Annotated in this window: 14 protein-coding genes and 1 other annotated feature; of the genes, 3 read left to right on the top strand and 11 right to left on the bottom strand. The window is 44.2% G+C overall.

Annotation, left to right across the window (positions count from 1 at the left end; all coding sequences use genetic code 11):
- Window positions 1-44: 44 nt before the first annotated feature.
- The 3 genes from aspS to Q8G36_RS03185 all read right to left on the bottom strand — a co-directional run bounded on the left by aspS (window position 45) and on the right by Q8G36_RS03185 (window position 3,687).
- Entirely contained in the window at window positions 45-1,814 is a 1,770-nt protein-coding gene (aspS, locus tag Q8G36_RS03195; protein WP_305158949.1) for an aspartate--tRNA ligase, read from the bottom strand.
- Between the two features lie 12 nt (window positions 1,815-1,826).
- Complete coding sequence (gene hisS / locus Q8G36_RS03190; RefSeq protein WP_305158948.1) at window positions 1,827-3,098, bottom strand: histidine--tRNA ligase; 1,272 nt, start codon at window positions 3,096-3,098, stop codon at window positions 1,827-1,829.
- 97 nt (window positions 3,099-3,195) lie between these two features.
- Window positions 3,196-3,435, bottom strand: a binding site (T-box leader).
- A 78-nt stretch (window positions 3,436-3,513) separates the two neighbouring features.
- Window positions 3,514-3,687: a hypothetical protein gene (locus tag Q8G36_RS03185; protein WP_305158947.1), complete on the bottom strand. Its 174-nt coding sequence runs from the start codon at window positions 3,685-3,687 to the stop codon at window positions 3,514-3,516.
- 129 nt (window positions 3,688-3,816) lie between these two features.
- Here Q8G36_RS03185 and Q8G36_RS03180 point away from each other — a divergent pair, with 129 nt between their 5' ends.
- A complete protein-coding gene (locus Q8G36_RS03180; RefSeq protein WP_305158946.1) occupies window positions 3,817-5,595 on the top strand; it encodes an SH3 domain-containing protein in 1,779 nt (592 codons plus the stop codon).
- A 75-nt stretch (window positions 5,596-5,670) separates the two neighbouring features.
- On the opposite strand, the gene dtd is transcribed toward Q8G36_RS03180, so the two are convergent.
- The 6 genes from dtd to Q8G36_RS03150 all read right to left on the bottom strand — a co-directional run bounded on the left by dtd (window position 5,671) and on the right by Q8G36_RS03150 (window position 14,417).
- Window positions 5,671-6,114, bottom strand: a complete 444-nt coding sequence (dtd, locus tag Q8G36_RS03175) for a D-aminoacyl-tRNA deacylase (protein WP_305158945.1) — start codon at window positions 6,112-6,114, stop codon at window positions 5,671-5,673.
- A gap of 15 nt (window positions 6,115-6,129) precedes the next feature.
- Entirely contained in the window at window positions 6,130-8,325 is a 2,196-nt protein-coding gene (locus Q8G36_RS03170) for a RelA/SpoT family protein (RefSeq protein ID WP_305158944.1), read from the bottom strand.
- A gap of 312 nt (window positions 8,326-8,637) precedes the next feature.
- Complete coding sequence (locus Q8G36_RS03165; RefSeq protein WP_061464220.1) at window positions 8,638-9,150, bottom strand: adenine phosphoribosyltransferase; 513 nt, start codon at window positions 9,148-9,150, stop codon at window positions 8,638-8,640.
- On the bottom strand, window positions 9,141-11,516 hold the full coding sequence (recJ, locus tag Q8G36_RS03160; protein WP_305158943.1) for a single-stranded-DNA-specific exonuclease RecJ: 2,376 nt from the start codon (window positions 11,514-11,516) through the stop codon (window positions 9,141-9,143). Before recJ ends, Q8G36_RS03165 begins: the two co-directional genes overlap by 10 nt.
- Before the next feature lie 146 nt (window positions 11,517-11,662).
- Window positions 11,663-13,915: a protein translocase subunit SecDF gene (gene secDF / locus Q8G36_RS03155; protein WP_305158942.1), complete on the bottom strand. Its 2,253-nt coding sequence runs from the start codon at window positions 13,913-13,915 to the stop codon at window positions 11,663-11,665.
- 196 nt (window positions 13,916-14,111) lie between these two features.
- Window positions 14,112-14,417 carry a post-transcriptional regulator gene (locus Q8G36_RS03150; protein ID WP_034308797.1) on the bottom strand — a complete coding sequence of 102 codons (306 nt, stop codon included), beginning with the start codon at window positions 14,415-14,417 and terminating at the stop codon, window positions 14,112-14,114.
- 170 nt (window positions 14,418-14,587) lie between these two features.
- On the opposite strand from Q8G36_RS03150, the gene spoVB reads away from it, so the two are divergent.
- Window positions 14,588-16,150, top strand: a complete 1,563-nt coding sequence (spoVB, locus tag Q8G36_RS03145) for a stage V sporulation protein B (RefSeq protein ID WP_305158941.1) — start codon at window positions 14,588-14,590, stop codon at window positions 16,148-16,150.
- A 28-nt stretch (window positions 16,151-16,178) separates the two neighbouring features.
- Here spoVB and Q8G36_RS03140 read toward each other — a convergent pair whose 3' ends face one another.
- Window positions 16,179-16,853: a DUF421 domain-containing protein gene (locus Q8G36_RS03140; protein WP_305158940.1), complete on the bottom strand. Its 675-nt coding sequence runs from the start codon at window positions 16,851-16,853 to the stop codon at window positions 16,179-16,181.
- A gap of 172 nt (window positions 16,854-17,025) precedes the next feature.
- Here Q8G36_RS03140 and Q8G36_RS03135 point away from each other — a divergent pair, with 172 nt between their 5' ends.
- Complete coding sequence (locus Q8G36_RS03135) at window positions 17,026-17,397, top strand: TIGR04086 family membrane protein (RefSeq protein ID WP_305158939.1); 372 nt, start codon at window positions 17,026-17,028, stop codon at window positions 17,395-17,397.
- A 45-nt stretch (window positions 17,398-17,442) separates the two neighbouring features.
- Here the strand turns inward: Q8G36_RS03135 and yajC are convergent, their stop codons facing one another.
- Complete coding sequence (yajC, locus tag Q8G36_RS03130) at window positions 17,443-17,727, bottom strand: preprotein translocase subunit YajC (protein ID WP_305158938.1); 285 nt, start codon at window positions 17,725-17,727, stop codon at window positions 17,443-17,445.
- Between the last annotated feature and the right edge of the window lie 36 nt (window positions 17,728-17,763).

Raw genomic sequence — 17,763 nt, 5'->3', positions numbered from 1 at the left:
AAGAGAAAGCACCTAGGTATATTTTCATATTTTTCCCAAATGAATTATTTTTTAAGTGCTGCAAGTCTTAGGTTTAGTTCGGCCAGTTGCTTGTCACTTACAGTACTCGGTGCGTCAACGAGCAGGTCGCTTGCGCTTGCTGTTTTCGGGAACGCGATGGTGTCGCGAAGGTTCGTGCGGCCTGCAAGCAGCATGATCATGCGGTCCAGTCCAAGGGCGATTCCGCCGTGTGGAGGCGTTCCGTATTCGAATGCATCCATTAGGAAGCCGAATTGTGCGTTTGCTTCTTCTTCGGAGAATCCAAGTACTTTGAACATTTTTTCCTGAACGTCGCGTTCGAATATCCGCAGTGATCCACCGCCAAGTTCGTAGCCGTTCAAGACAAGGTCATATGCTTGTGCACGGACGCTTGCTGGGTCTGATTCCAGTTTATCCATGTCTTCACGGAATGGCATTGTGAATGGATGGTGTGCTGCATAGTAGCGTCCTTCTTCTTCGTCATATTCAAGTAATGGCCAGTCCGTCACCCATAGGAAGTTGAATTTGCTTTGATCGATCAAGCCTCTTTCTTTACCAAGCTTGTTGCGAAGTGCTCCAAGTGCATCAGCGACTATGCCTTTCTTATCCGCCACGAACAAGATTAGATCGCCCACTTCAGCTTCCAATACAGATACTAATTGCTCTTGGTCTTCTGCGAAGAATTTGGCGATTGGTCCTTTTACGCCGTCTTCTTCAACTTTCAGCCATGCAAGGCCTTTTGCACCGTAAATCGCTGCAAATTCAGCCAATCCATCAATATCTTTACGGGAATAATCCGCATTTCCGTCCTTAACGACGATCGCCTTAACTTGTCCGCCGTTTGCAACAGCGCCGGTGAACACTTTGAAATCACTGTCTTTGACGATTTCGGAAACATCTTTAAGTTCCATTCCGAAGCGTGTATCCGGTTTGTCGGAACCGTAACGGCTCATCGCTTCATTGTAAGTCATTCTAGGGAAAGGCAGTGTTACGTCCAGTCCTTTTACGTCTTTCATTACTTTAGCCATCATGTTTTCTGCAGTGTTAATGATATCTTCTTGGCTCATGAAGCTTGTTTCAATATCGATTTGCGTGAATTCAGGCTGTCTGTCAGCACGTAAGTCTTCATCACGGAAACAGCGGGCGATTTGATAATAACGTTCGAAACCGGATACCATCAATAGCTGCTTGAAGATTTGCGGTGACTGCGGAAGTGCATAGAACTCCCCTTCGTGTACACGGCTAGGCACTAAATAATCACGTGCTCCTTCAGGTGTACTTTTTGTTAAGATAGGTGTTTCGATATCAAGGAAGCCTTCACCGTCCAAGTAATCACGGATGGCTTTTGTTGTTTGGTTACGCATTTTCAACGTTTCGAACATCGCTGGACGGCGCAGGTCCAAATAACGATATTTCAAGCGGATGTCTTCTGATACATCCGTTCTTTCATCAATGATGAATGGAGGGGTCTTTGCTTCGTTTAAAATTGTAACGTTTTCGGCTTGAACTTCGACGGTCCCTGTTGTTACGTTCGGATTGAAGTTGGCTTCATCACGTTTGATGACTGTTCCTTGGATATCAAGGACGTATTCATTACGGATTTTTTCGGCTGTTGCCAACGCGTCTGCCGAAATGTCCGGATTGAAAACGACTTGGACGACTCCGCTTCTGTCACGTAAGTCGATAAAGATGACCCCGCCTAAATCCCGGCGTTTTTGTACCCATCCTTTTAATGTTACTTTTTCACCAATAGCTGCTTCTGTCACTTCACCATTGAAGTATGTTCTGCCAAACATGGTATTTCCCCCTTAAGCCTGTAGCTTTTTGAATTGTTCAACGAATGTAGCAAGATCCATTTGGACTTGTTCACCGGTTTCCATGAACTTCACATTGATTTTATTATTTGCCAATTCATCTTCCCCGAGTGTCGCCACATATCTTGCTTCGAGGCGGTCGGCTGATTTGAATTGTGCTTTCACTTTACGGTCTTGATAGTCTTTTTCGACGGTAAAACCGGCATTCCGCAATTGCTGGACAAGTTTGACGGTATAGTCCTTGGCCGTTTCACCTAATGAGACAAGATAGCAGTCAATTCCCTTTTTGATCGGAAGCTCGATGTTCTCTGCTTGTAAGGCAGCAATCAGGCGTTCAATGCTAAGTCCAAAGCCGATTCCGGGTGTTTCCGGTCCGCCAAGTTCTTCAGCAAGCCCGTTATACCGGCCGCCTCCGCAAAGGGTAGTGATGGCGCCAAAGCCTTCTGCATCACTCATGATTTCAAATGCGGTATGATTATAGTAATCCAAGCCACGCACTAGAGTCGGATCTTCGACGAAATCGATTTCCAAATCGGTTAAATGCTGTTTCACCTTTTCGAAATAAATACGGGATTCATCATTTAAATATTCAATGATGGAAGGAGCCGTGTTCATCAATTCGTGACCGTGATCCTTTTTGCAATCCAGGATACGCAAAGGATTTTTCTTTAGACGGTTTTGACAATCGCCGCAAAACTCACCGATGCGTGGTTCGAAATGTTTGATTAACGCATTGCGATGCGCTGTCCGGCTTTCCTTATCACCAAGGCTGTTAATCACAAGTTTCAGCTTTTTCAAACCAAGTTCCTTGTACAGGTTCATCGCAAGTGACAGAACCTCTGCATCGATTCCGGGATCCTTGCTTCCTAAAGCTTCGATGCCGAATTGAACGAACTGGCGGAATCGACCCGCTTGCGGACGTTCGTAACGGAACATCGGCCCGATATAATAAAGCTTGACCGGCTGATTGGCCCACCCGAACATTTTGTTCTCGATATAGGACCGTACAACCGATGCGGTGCCTTCCGGACGAAGGGTTAAGTTCCTTTCACCGCGATCTTGAAATGAATACATCTCTTTTTGAACGATATCGGTTGTATCCCCTACACCACGTAAAAATAATTCCGTGTGCTCAAAAATCGGAGTGCGGATCTCTTTATATTGGTAACGGTGACAGATATCATGCGCTGTCTTTTCGATATACTGCCATATTTCCGTTTGGCCAGGCAATAAATCCTGGGTACCTCTAGGAATCTGAATAGACATATGTGTTTCCTCCTTTAAAGCAAGGCGCCCTTTCTGTTACGGCGCTATACTGATTTTTTCCAAACAAAAAACTCCCGCCCCTTGTAACTTATATGTTACAAGGGACGAGAGTTTGGATATCCCGTGGTGCCACCCTAGTTGAAGCACGTAAATAAAGTGCCCCCGCTCAAGAAACAGTTAACGCCTGTTTTACGTCCATCTCCTATTAAGTAAATCCGTTCGGAGTGAAGCCTACGGAGGGTTCTTTCATTAAGTCATCATGTGGAATGCTTTCAGCCTCGGCATTTCCTCTCTTTTCATGTGTTTCTTAATTACTCTTCTCCATCATTGGTTATTGCAGTAATAAGTCTGATATTTTATAATCATACGGACGTTAACATCAAATGTCAAGGCAGACTGAGGATTTTGTCGCATTTTATTGGTTCAAATGTTTTTTCAGATTTTTGACCGTCCGGACATTGACTCCGAATTCGGATGCCATCTCAACAAGGTTTGCGCTTTGTTCCTTTTGGATGAAATCGTGAAAATCGACACCCAATACTTGATTGCCTCCGCTTAAGCTCGTTTGATCTTTTTCGCTGAATTTCATGTGGTTTCCCTCCTAGAGTTATATAAGCTTTATTCTTTCCTAAAAAAAATGTTTTTTGCACAGGGAAAGAGGGAAATTTTCATTGAACGAGAATACATACATATAGACATTAAAAGGGAGAGACAACTTATGAAGAAGAAATCGGGTTTATTCGGCCTGACACTGATGCTGATATTCTCAGCGATTTTCCCCATCAATCACGCTTTTGGAAAAGATGAAGGGGAAAATATCGTGACGACCCAAGTGGTCAATGTACGTGAAGGTGCAGGTCTCAGTTTCCCTATCGTAAAAAAACTGTCAAAAGGGGAATCGTATCCCATTCTGAATGAAGATGGCGACTGGATCGAAATCCGGATTGGCGCCGGCAAAACGGGATGGGTTGCCAATTGGTTAGTGGAGAGACAAACGGGATCCGATACCAATCAGGTCAAAAAGGAACCGGGACAAGGTATGATAACAGGCAGCTCCGTCCGCGTCCGTACAGGTCCCGGCACTACCTTTCAAACGGTTGGGTCCTTGAATAAAGGAACAGCTGTTGACATCATTGAAAAGAATGAAAATTGGATAAAGGTCAAAACGGCTGATATCGAAGGCTGGGTCTCATCTGACTACCTTAGGCTTCCCGCCGCTTCAGGAAATGCAGCGAAGAAAGATAAGAAAGATTCAACCAAGGAAAAAGAAACGGATCAATTCGTAAAAACCGGAGTGACTTTGGTGGACCGGCTCAATGTCCGTTCGGAACCATCGAAAAGCAGTGCCACGCTCGGAAAGCTGAATAAAAATACGTCAGTGTCCGTTTACAGGGTTGAAAATGAATGGGCTGAAATTGATTTCCAAGGAGTCCGCGGCTGGGTAGCTGAACCTTACATACAAGTAAGCGAAGATAAAGATGATATGAAAAATGATACGGCAGGCGCCACTGCAAGGGTGACCGCTACGGGTTTAAATGTCAGGAAAGAAGCCTCTCTCAGCAGTAAGGTCATCGGTTCGGTGAACAAGGATGAGACTTACGCCGTGCTGCAAACAAAGGGAAATATGACACAGATAAAGCTCTCCGGTTCAAAAAAGGGCTGGGTCGTGAGCTGGTACCTGGAAAAAGAGAATGTTGAACAAACGGCGAAGGAAAAAAAGGTTGATGTAAAAGGAAACAAGATTACCATCATTCATGATGGTACGATCCTTAGAAGTGAGCCTGATGGCAACTCGGAGATTGTAGAGCAGGCCAATGCAGGTGAAACGTTCTCCGCATCAGGTTTGGAAGGCGACTGGTATTCCCTTAAACTAAAGAGCGGAAAAACAGCTTATGTGGCCGGATGGATCGTGACGATCGAAGGGAATTCGGAGCAGATCCAACGACCTGGCGTCGAGAAATACTTAAAGGATAAAACCATTGTGATCGATCCCGGCCATGGCGGCAGGGATAGCGGTACAATCGGCGCCGGTGGAACACTTGAGAAAAACCTGACGACTCGAACGGCAGAATTGCTGCGGGACAAACTTCAGGCGGCAGGAGCTAAAGTGATCCTGACCAGAAGCGGAAATACCTATGTTCCACTCCCTTCCCGGGTCAGCACTTCACATATACATAACGCGGATGCTTTCATCAGCCTCCATTATGATAGCACCAAGGACCAGATCACCAGCGGGATAACCACATACTACTATCATGACTACCAGCGGGCATTGGCAGCTACACTGGCCAATTCACTCGGTTCCACCATGCAGGTGCCCAATCGCGGATCACGATACGGGAATTTTCATGTTACCCGTGAAAATAAACGGGTAGCTACACTTATTGAACTAGGTTATTTAAGTAATCCAGTGGAAGAATTGACGTTAACATCAAATGAGTATCAAGAAAAAATCACATCGGCCATCTATAATGGATTGGCGCGGTATTTTAAATAAGAACCAGAAAAGCCAGCTTCGCATCGAAGCTGGCTTTTCTCATCTTACCCAAACAAAAAAACCTGCCGCAGCAGGTCATTTTTTGCTATCAAGTATTAATGTAACGGGACCGTCATTAGTAAGCTGAACATCCATCATGGCACCGAATTGACCTGTTTCCGTATGGACGCCTTTCTTGCGGAGTTCTTCGTTAAATGCTTCATATATTTCATTCGCCTCTTCAGGACGGGCGGCGTCCATGAAGTTCGGTCGACGGCCTTTGCGGCAATCGCCGTATAAGGTGAATTGTGAAACTGATAAAATCGAACCTCCCACATCCAATAGTGAATGGTTCATCTTTTCATTTTCATCTTCAAATATTCTGAGATTGACAATCTTATCGGCCAAATAGGCGGCGTCATCGATGGTATCCCCGTGGGTGACACCGACCAACAGGACGAGACCGCTGTCGATTTGCCCGATTATTTGGTCTGCGACAACGACTTTTGCCGCTTTGGAACGTTGTAAAACAACACGCATGGCAATAAAAACTCCTTAGTTCATGATCCTTCTGACGGAATAAACATCTGAAATTTGTTTTATACGGTCGACGACCTTTTGTAAATGGGCAATGTTATGAATATAAATCGACATGTGAATGGTCGCCACCTTATTCCTGTCGGATTTACCCGAGACCGCTGAAATGTTGGTCTTGGTTTCATTGACGGCTTGCAGCACTTCGTTTAATAAGCCGCGACGGTCATAGCCGCTGATTTCGATTTCTACGATGTATTCCTTGCGTTCGTTAATCGTACTTTCCCATTCAACCGGTACAAGGCGATGATCGGTATCCCCGCTATCCAGGTTCGGGCAATCTTGTCTATGAACCGAAACTCCACGGCCTTTGGTTATATAACCAACGATTTCGTCCCCTGGTACTGGGTTGCAACAGCGTGATAAACGGATAAGCAGGTTATCAATCCCCGGTACCTGTACACCTGAGTCACGTTTTTTAGATGTATTGGAGAAGGTTTTCAGGTCGGCTACCGCTTCAGAAATATCCGCTTCTTGCTCGACCATTTTCTGCTTACGCCATTTTTCGGTTAGGCGGTTAGCTACCTGAAGGGCCGTTATCCCGTTATATCCGACTGCTGCATACATATCCTCTTCATTCAGGAAGTTGAATTTATCTGCAACACGCCTGATATTCTCGGCAGTCAGGATTTCCTTCAGGTCGAACTCCATATCCTTGATTTCCTTTTCAACAAGCTCTTTGCCTTTTTCGATATTTTCTTCACGGCGCTGCTTCTTGAAAAATTGGCGGATCTTATTTTTCGCTTGAGATGTTTGCGTCAGTTTAAGCCAATCCTGACTTGGACCATATGAATGCTTCGAAGTTAAGATTTCTATGATGTCGCCAGTTTTCAGTTTATAATCCAGCGGTACCATTTTCCCGTTCACTTTGGCACCGATCGTTTTATTTCCGATTTCCGAGTGAATCCGGTAAGCGAAATCAATTGGGTTGGATCCTGATGGCAGTTCGATGACATCGCCTTTTGGTGTGAAAATGAATACCATATCTGAAAAAAGATCTATTTTAAGGGATTCCATGAATTCCTCTGCATTAGTCGCATCATCCTGGAATTCAAGAATTTCCCGGAACCATGTCAATTTTTCTTCCAGTGAAGGCTGTTCGACATCTTTTCCCTCTTTATAAGCCCAGTGCGCGGCAACCCCGAACTCGGCAATCCGATGCATATCGGAAGTACGGATCTGCACTTCCAGCGGATCGCCTTTCGGTCCGATCACCGTCGTATGGAGCGATTGATACATATTCGGCTTCGGCATCGCGATATAGTCTTTGAATCGGCCAGGCATCGGCTTCCAGCATGTATGGATGATCCCTAAAACGGCATAGCAATCTTTTATGCTATTGACGACGATCCGAACTGCAAGCAAATCATAAATTTCGCTGAACTGCTTATTCTGCAAAGCCATTTTGCGATAAATGCTGTATATATGTTTCGGCCTGCCGGAAAGGTCAGCCTTAATGTTGACTTCCTCAACGTTTTTACGCACTTCATCAATGACTTCTTCCAGATACTGTTCACGTTCTGCACGCTTTTTCTTCATCAGGTTGACGATTCGGTAATATTGCTGAGGATTCAGATACCTTAGTGCAGTATCTTCCAGTTCCCATTTAATCGTGCTGATACCAAGACGATGAGCAAGCGGTGCGAAGATTTCCAACGTCTCGTTCGATATCCTTCTCTGCTTTTCCTGGGGCAGATGCTTCAATGTCCGCATATTATGCAGTCTGTCCGCAAGCTTGATCAAGATGACCCGTATATCCTGAGCCATCGCCACGAACATTTTCCGATGGTTTTCCGCCTGTTGCTCCTGCTGTGATTTATACTTGATTTTCCCTAACTTGGTCACGCCATCCACAAGCATGGCGACTTCAGGACTGAAATTTTCTTCAATATCCTTCAGAGTGATCTCCGTGTCTTCAACAACATCATGTAAAAAACCTGCCGCAATGGTTGCAGGGTCCATTTCAAGATCAGCCAGAATGCCCGCCACTTGAATCGGATGAATAATATACGGCTCTCCCGATTTACGGAATTGTTCTCGGTGAGAAAACTCTGCATACTTAAACGCTCTATGAATAAATTCAGCTTCTTCCGGCTGAAGATATAAGCTGGCCCGTTCTACAACCTGCTCGGCAGTCAATATTTGATCATTAGCCATTTAATCACCTTAACCCCACTTTAACTGCCACCGGATATCATCCGGATTGAGTATGATTGGTAGCACTTTTATTCTGCAAAACGTGACAATTTTTGCGAAAAAAAATAAATCCGCTTAAACGGATACAAGTGCAAATAAACTTATTAGCAGAAAAACTCTTTATTATTACTATTATCGAAAAAAAAGGCAAGGATGTAAAGAGTAAAACGAGTATTTTATTAAGAATCGTGCATTTTTTCACTGGAAATTCGACAAAATCCAGCTAAAACGAGTAAAACAGAAAGAGCACCCTGGTCAGAGTGCTCTTCTTTATTAAAAGCTCATTAATGTCAAGACATCATAGCCGTCTAATTTATCTTTACCATCCAAGTCAGTCAATTCAATAAGGAAGGCAATCCCGGCTACAATTCCGCCAAGCTGTTCAACCAATTTGATCGTCGCTTCGATTGTTCCCCCGGTAGCAAGCAAATCATCCGTAATCAGGATACGCTGTCCCGGTTTAATGGCATCTTTATGGATTGTCAATACATCCTTGCCATATTCTAATCCATATTCGACTTTTATCGTTTCACGTGGAAGTTTTCCTTCTTTTCTCACTGGCGCAAAGCCCACTTCCAATGAGTATGCTACTGGACATCCGATAATGAATCCGCGTGCTTCCGGCCCGACCACCAAGTCGATATTTTTATCGCGAGCGTACTCGACGATTTGGTCTGTTGCGTATTTATAAGCTGCGCCGTTATCCATTAATGTAGTAATATCTTTGAAGACAATACCCGGTTTTGGCCAGTCTTGCACAATTGTTACATATTGCTTTAAATCCATTGCTTTGTTTCCTCCTCAAGGTCTGTTGCCTCATGAACTAAATAATGATTGAACCAATCGAATAATTGCTGATAGGAAGAATAAACAAGCTCTTGTTCAAGCTCAAATTGCTCTTTCTTTCTTATATACGATTCAGATTCACTAAGATCGCGTTTTTTCGCATTGGTTGTGAGCATAATTAACCCATTCTCTATTGTAACAAAATCAAGCTCAAAAAACACCTTAGAAATGAAATCCACCGTATCTCTGGACCAGCCGCGATATTTGGCAAGGTCATCACCATATCTTTTCACGTCGAGCGGACCCTTTTTGGCAAGGAAGGCATAAAACCATTTAAAATGATCCCTTGTTGGCATCGTACTTAAGAAATGGTCCTGTTCATGGGAAAGGTGAGCGTAGATGCGCGAAGGGTTCTTATTGGCAATCACCCGTTTCAAATATTCCCTGGATGGCGGCATGTCCATAAATACCAAATGACCTTCGAAGCAGTCGAGTTGCTCTGCATCCAGTTCATTCTTGATATAAACGAGATCTGGATGGTTTTGCAAAAATGGATATCTGCTATAAATACCTTCCGAGAAAATGACGATCTTCCGATTTTGTGCAGGAATGTCGGCAAGCCACTTCTCTGCTTGTCCCTTGCCGCGGTAATCGAATAACTGCCAATGGTTCACCGAGACATCCTGGACAAAGATCTGAGGCTTTTTCATATTATTCCACTCATTGATGGAGAGCTCACCAATAACCGAGACTTCAGCGTGCGGAGCTATTTCATCGACAAAATGACCGAGTCCGAAGCCCACACCGTCAAGTTTGTGATTTTCACCATCTTCCAGCTGGACCTTCAAGTGATTTTGGTTGGCACCAATTTTGCGGACACTTGAAAGCTGGACGGAATCTATCAAAATCTTCGGCTTAGGATTCGTAACCCCAAATGGCGCCAGCAAGCTCATTTCCTGAATCGTTTGAATGGAAACTTCAGCTAATGTCGTTGCTCCGTCCAAGTTTGTAATCGGTGTGAAGTCCTCTTCGTTCAGTTGTTCCTTCGCAATCAGGTTCATGCGGTCCCTAAGCTCCTGAACATCTTCAATTTTCAATGTCATTCCAGCAGCCATCGGATGTCCACCGAAATGAGGCAGCATTTCACGGCAGGCGGAAAGACTTTGAAATAGATCGAAACCGGCGATGCTCCGAGCAGAACCTTTAGCTAATCCCTTTTCCTGGTCATAGCTCAATACAATCGTGGGCCGGTAAAAGCGTTCAACAAGTTTAGAGGCCACAATCCCCACAACTCCGGCGTTCCAGCCTTCCCTGCCGATGATGAGCACGCCATTGGACTCCGGCGGGAAGTTTTCCTCGACTTCAGCAATTGCTTCCGCCGCCATTGCTGCAACCATTTCCTGCCGCTCTTTATTGATATCATTGATTTCATTGGCAAGTTCCATCGCTTCTTCCAGGCTTGCGGACATCAATAAATCGACAGCGGGATCGGCATCTCCAAGGCGCCCTACAGCGTTGATCCGCGGTGCCATCGCAAAGCCGATCGATTCTTCATTCAATGCTTCCTGCTGAACATTCGCCACTTTCATTAACGCAACAAGTCCCGGGCGGCGAGTCAAACGTAACTGCTCGATGCCTTTCGCAGCGATGACGCGGTTTTCCCCTTGTAATGGGACTAAATCCGCTATCGTACCGATTGCCGCTATTTCAAGCAAATCCTCAGGCAATTCCCCAAGCAAGGCGTGTGCAAGCTTAAAGGCGACCCCTACTCCGGCAAGTTCTTTAAATGGATAGGTACTGTCCTCGAGTTTAGGATGGATGATTGCTAATGCCTCAGGCAGTTCCGGTCCCGGTTCATGGTGGTCGGTCAAAATATAATCCATGCCAAGCTCGCCGGCAAGTTTCGCTTCATCAACAGCTGAAATTCCGGTATCGACGGTTATTAATACCTTCACCCCTTGCTCTGCTGCAAGGCGGAAAGCCATCGGGTTCGGACCATATCCTTCTGTAAACCGATTCGGGATATAAAAATCAACATCGGCCCCCAATCTCGTCAGCGCCGTCATCATCACTGTGGTCGATGTCACGCCATCCGCATCATAATCACCGAATATACGTATTTTTTCTCCATTTTGAATGGCTTCTCTTATTCTATATACTGCTTTATCCATATCCTTCAATAAAAATGGATCATGAAAAGTTTGATTTTTAACAAATAAAAACGATCGGGCACTTTCAATCGTATCCAGGCCTCGATTCACAAGCAGGGCTGCAACCAAAGGTGTGATATGAAGCTCTTCAGCTAGTACAGCAACTTTGTTTTCATCGGCAGTTCGTAAGTTCCACCGGGTTTTTGGCTTTAACATTTATTCACCCCTCAACTTACTCATTATACAAAACGAATATACCAGATTCAATTTTATTTTAAACTCATTATTGGCTGTAATTCCCTATTCAATAAGCTTAGTTCAACAAAAAGAAGGCTGGCATCATGCCAGCCCCCTCTCACCTATTAAACTTGTCCTTCAAGACTTTGTTTCTTTTCTTTTGCCGTATTCAGCGGACCTTTCTTCTTCAATTCCCTGATTTTCAAATCAAGCCAGAATTGGGAAGCGATCAATAGCGATGAATACACGCCGCATATTAAACCGATAAACAGGGCAATGGAGAAGTTACGGATAGCTTCACTGCCGAAGATCATCAACGCGATAACCGTAATGAGAACGGTCAGAACCGTGTTAATGGATCTCGTCAAAGTTTGCCTGATACTGATGTTCACAATGTTCTCAAGTTCTTCGACGGTTTTGATTTTACGGCTGAAGCGTAGGTTTTCACGAATACGGTCAAAGGTTACGATCGTATCATTGATCGAATAACCGACGATCGTCAGAACCGCAGCAATGAAGGTGATATCCACTTCGAGCCGGAGTAAGCTAAAAATCGTGATGATGAAGAATGCATCATGTATAAGCGCGACCACGGCAGGGACAGCCATTCGCCATTCAAATCGTATCGATACATACAAAATGATTCCGATTGATGCAATCGCTAACGCATTCATGGCATTTTTCGCAAGCTCTTTTCCTACTGTCGGTGATACGGTGCTGACATTCGGTTCTGCTCCGTAATCCTTCTTGAAATGGTCCTTCAATTCAGCGATTTCCTGTTTATCGAGGACACCGACTGTCCGAACGACAGTATTTTCTTTACCAGCGGGCCTGACATCCTTGATATCAATGTCGATACCGGCCTTGCCCATTTCGGTTTTTACTTGTTCCGTCGTTAAAACACCTTTAGAAGCAATCTCAATTCGGGTACCGCTCGTGAAATCAATCCCAAGATTCAATCTAAAGACGAGCAGGAAAATGATTCCGATGATGGTGACACCGATTGAAATGCCATAAAAAACTTTCCGATGTTTGACGAAATCGATTTTATCAAAGCGTGTCGGCAATGACATTAAATCCATTTTCTCGGATAAATCGTGAATGTTTTTCTTCTTCACGCCAAACCATGATGTACGCTTGTCCAGGAACCCGCTATTCACCCAAAGGCTCATGAAGAGGCGTGTACCATAAACGGCTGTAATGAAACTCATTAAAATCGAAATGATCAAAGTGGTCGCAAAACCTTTAACCGAGCTTGTTCCATAATAGAACAGTACGGCCGCAGCCAGCAGGGTCGTTAAGTTGGCATCCGTGATCGTAGCAAGTGAATTCTTGGTACCTTCTTTATAAGCCGCCTTAACGGATCTGCCAAGTTTCAATTCATCCCTGATTCGTTCATACGTTATGATATTGGCATCGACAGCCATTCCGACCCCAAGTACCAGTGCCGCAATACCAGGCAGCGTAAGGACCGCATTCATCCAATCAAACACTAATAGCGTCAAGAAAATGTAGATGCTTAAAGTGACGACTGCAATGAATCCCGGGAAGCGGTAATACACAAGCATGAAGATAAAAACAAGTGCAATTCCAATGATTCCTGCAAAAATAGTATCATTCAATGCACCTGCACCGAATTGGGCACCTACAGAAGTGGAGTACTTTTCTTTCAAATCAACAGGCAGGGCACCTGCATCCAGAAGGGCGGCAAGCTCTTTCGCTTCTTCCACCGTGAATTGACCGGTGATATACACCTTCTTCGTATTGAAAACTTCACTGACATATGGAGCGGATATCATATTGTCCTGTGAGGCTGTATCCTTAATGGAATCTTTTCCTTCCTCGAAATCCAACCAGATTGCAAGTACATTAGTAGGACTTTCCATCGAGGATATTTTTTGAGTGATGTCCTTAAATTTATCCACATCTTTCAATGTGACTTCGACAACCGGTTTATTATCTTGGAATGTTTGTTTCGCGCCGCCTTCTTTCAGGTCGGCACCGGTCATCATTTCCTTATCGTTGTAATCACGGAAGGATAATTTAGCTTGTGTCGAAAGGATTTCCCGAGCGTTGTTTTGGTCTTTGACTCCAGCCAATTGAACGCGGATCCGGTCTTTCCCTTCGATTTGAATGTTAGGCTCGCTAACGCCCAAAACATTGACACGCCGCTCAAGTGAGCTTACTGTAGCCCGTAAAACATCCGGGGTGATCTTTTCCCCAGACAGCGGTTTTACTTCATATAACACTTCAAAACCGCCTTGAAGATCAAGACCCAGCTTGATATCCTTTAGGATTCCTTTTGAAGTCGTACCCATCGCTGCGAAAATCAAAAGTGCGATTAGAAAAAACGCAACGATCCTGCTTCTTTTTACCATTATGTAGTAGGCCCCTTTCTATAATACGCCTGTTCCTGAAGTTAAAAAAACTGTCATTTTTAGTTTATATGATAACTGCATACCCTTTGCTTCTTGAGAAAAAAGACACAGCTTCCCATGCTTTTTCCAAAAAAAGCATAACCATATCTATTATGAGTCATATACAAACAGCTGTCAATTTAAGTATATCTTTGCGTTATTCCTTCAAAAGTTCCTTCAGTTCTTCTTCAGAAAGCGGCTCAAATAGGTTTGGTGATTTATAAGCTTCGACCATTTGGAAGGTCATGAACTGGTTGCTCGAAAATGTCACGATATCTGCGACAAGTTCATGAAGGTGAATGTTTTCCTGCGGACGCTTCCATTTATTTTTGGTTAAGGTTCCCCATATATCTTCCTCTGTTACGGCATTCAATCCGACCATTTGGAATTCCTCACGCTTGCTCTTCAAAAATGGACGTACCTTTAGATAATACCTTTGATAGGGATGATTCTTTTTTGCCATCACTTTGCCTCCAGTAAAAATGATTCTCAAATGAATGCGCATTTTCTTAGAAGGGTTTCGATCATTTGTTAGAACGCAAACAAACACTTTTGTCATGCTTTGTCCAAGTACAAGCATATAGATAATTGTATAGCATAACCGCTTTTTTGAGAAGGCAGGGAGGGAGTTCAATGTCCAAATTTTTAAAAGGCACGCTGATTTTATTAATCGCAAGCCTGATTACAAGGGTTCTTGGTTTCATTAACCGCATTGTCATCGCCCGCTTCATCGGCGAAGAAGGCGTTGGTTTATATATGATGGCTTTACCGACCCTCTTTCTCGTCGTGAACATAACCCAGTTAGGCCTGCCGATCGCCATTTCTAAATACGTGGCTGAGGCCAATGCCAGAGGTGATGAACGGAAAATCAAGAAAATCCTTGTCGTCTCTTTGGCCTGCACCTTTACTCTATCGATGATTTTCACTCCTGCGATGCTGCTTTTCGCGCCGGTTCTATCAGAATACCTATTCACTGACGAACGGACAGTATGGCCGCTCATGGCGATTGCCCCTATCGTACCGATCATCGCCATTTCATCCGTACTGCGCGGTTATTTCCAAGGGAAGCAAAATATGAAGCCCTTCGCTTTCTCACAAGTTATCGAACAGGTGGCCCGAATCACTTTCATAGCCGTCCTGACGAAGGCCTTTTTGCCATATGGAATCGAATATGCTGCAGCCGGGGCGATGTTTGCATCGATTATCGGTGAGCTTGTATCCCTTTTCTACTTATTGACCAGCTTTAAATTAAAGAAACATTTTAAGTTCAGAAAGGGTTTCTTCAAGAATGTCAAATCCGGAAAAGGAACGTTCACCGAATTGATGGGGATTGCCCTTCCTTCCACCGGAAGCAGGATGATTGGGTCGGTTTCGTGGTTTTTCGAACCGATAGTGGTCGCCCAGAGTTTGGCACTTGCCGGAGTCACCGCGGCCGCAGCCACCAGTCAATACGGGGAGTTAACAGGGTATGCACTGCCTTTACTCATGCTTCCTTCTTTCGTTACGGCATCATTGGCGACGGCACTCGTCCCGGCAGTGAGCGAAGCCCGTACGACCGGAAACTTTTTACTCGTTGAACACAGGCTTCAGCAGGCCCTGAAAATCACCTTTATCACAGGCTGTTTAGCTGTCGTCATTCTGTTCATCTTTGCCGAACCGATTTTACAGGTCATGTACGGCTCTTCGCATGCTGCTATTTTCATTAAATTCCTGGCACCTTTTTTCATCCTTTATTACTTTCAATATCCGCTGCAATCCATGCTGCAAGCACTGGATCTTGCAAAGGCCGCAATGTTCAACAGCCTGGCTGGGAACATCCTTAAAATCGGTGTGATCTGGCTGCTGGCGTCAAAGGAAAGTTTTGGGATCATGGGAGCCGCAATCGGGATAGCTGTCGGTTCGATGCTCGTTACCTTCCTGCATTTTTCAACCGTGCTGAAGGTCGTCCCTTTCACGCTTCATTTCCGCAGCTATATGTCAGCTTTGGTCCTTGCTTTAATTTCAGGATGGGGCGGTTATTATCTTTTTCAATTCCCGCTCTCCTCACAGCCTCTTGGCATACGGCTTTTGCTTTCCGTGACGGTCGTTATCCTGCTGTTCACTTTTTTCCTGCTCATGACCGGAAGCATAAAAAAGGCGGATCTGATCAGGATTCCTGTGGTGGGCGGCTTTTTATCAAAATTCGCTTGGAAATGAAATGGACCGAAGCATTAAAAGGCTTCGGTCATTTCTTCGTTTCATTTTTATCGATATAAAATTGGCCATCTATGTACCCACAAATCGAAATTTCTTTAATCTTCGTTTCTCCCAGTTTTTTCAACTGGTGCCGGAGCCAAAAATGATTTTTGCCAATTCTATCGAGATTCCTCTCCTGTATCTCCCCGTCGATTATCAGGGGATAAGGTGTTTCCTTGGTTTTAGACCTTTTATCTTTGGTATTCTTGATGATCGAAAGCTTTCCGGAGGATTCGAGGATTGCGAATTGTACGTCATTTAAATTACTAATTCCCTGTTCACGCAGCTGAGTCAATAAATCATCGAAATTATATCGTTGCCTACGCATCGCTTTTTCATCTATTTTCCCTTGATTGATGATGATCTGCGGCTTACCGTCCACGATGTTTCGAAACCTTATGCTTTTCAATGAAACGTAGGCCATGATTATTTGGATGAAAGCTAGTACGAACATCGGTATGATTTGCCTGAAAAATGGTCTATCCAAATCTTCAAAGGATAGGACGGCAATGTCCCCTATCATGATGGATACCACCAAATCAAGAATGCTCAGTTCCCCAACTTCCCGCTTACCCATCATTCGGAAAAGTAATAATATGACTAGATAGATCACTGTTGTTCTAAAAATAATAGCCAGGGTATCCAATGATAACACTTCCTTCATCCATAGCATGGCTTGGGAACTGAAAAATTACTCCATAATCTTTTTAATTTTACGGGAAGCTTCTTAAACCTGGTCTAAAGGTTCGATATGGGGAATATGCTTGTACAAACACATAAACAGGCTATACGTATCAGCCTTTTAAAAAGGAGGAATACCCATCGAAACTAAAAAAATGAGTGTCGCCGTAATTTATGGCGTAGGCTCCATCTTTGCCATAGCGATGATTGCTAGTTTAATCGTTTCCATCCTTCTTCGTTTTACTTCACTGACGGAATCATCCCTGACATACGTGATCATGATCGTGTCCTTTTTATCGCTGTTCATTGGTGGATTCATTTCAGGAGGCAAAGGGAAAAAGCAAGGATTATTCTTGGGCGGAAGCACTGGGCTGCTTTATCTGTTGGTCGTGTTCCTTTTTCAATATTTAGGTCACGATGCACTTTTCACCATCAAGCAATGGATATACTATGGCTGTTTTGTGATTACGGCCATGATGGGTGGCGTTCTTGGGGTCAACTTGAGTTCCGACTCCCGCTCCGATTAAAAAACACAGCAAAAAACCGGGCACATGGCCCGGTTTTCGTTTGTTTTATAGGGATGTTTCTTTATTCGGTGCGCTTTCCTTAATTTCACGGATTGCTGCACGGTCAAAAGTCAGTTTTGTACCGTCTGGTGATTTAATGACGATTTGCAGTTCATCGATTGCATCGATTGTTCCGTGCATGCCGCCGATAGTCGCAACTTTATCACCTTTTTTCAAACTGCTTTGCATGTTTTGCGTAGCCTTTTGGCGTTTTTGCTGCGGGCGGATCAATAAGAAATAGAACAATACGAACATTAAAATCAACGGAAGTATTTGTGTTAAAGAACCCATTTTGTATATTCACTCCTTTCGTTCATTAAAATATTT

The organism is Peribacillus frigoritolerans (genome assembly GCF_030676415.1).
GTDB lineage: Bacteria > Bacillota > Bacilli > Bacillales > DSM-1321 > Peribacillus > Peribacillus frigoritolerans_A.
The sequence above is the reverse complement of the archived record's forward strand: the minus strand, read 5'-3'. Positions and strand labels throughout refer to the sequence as shown.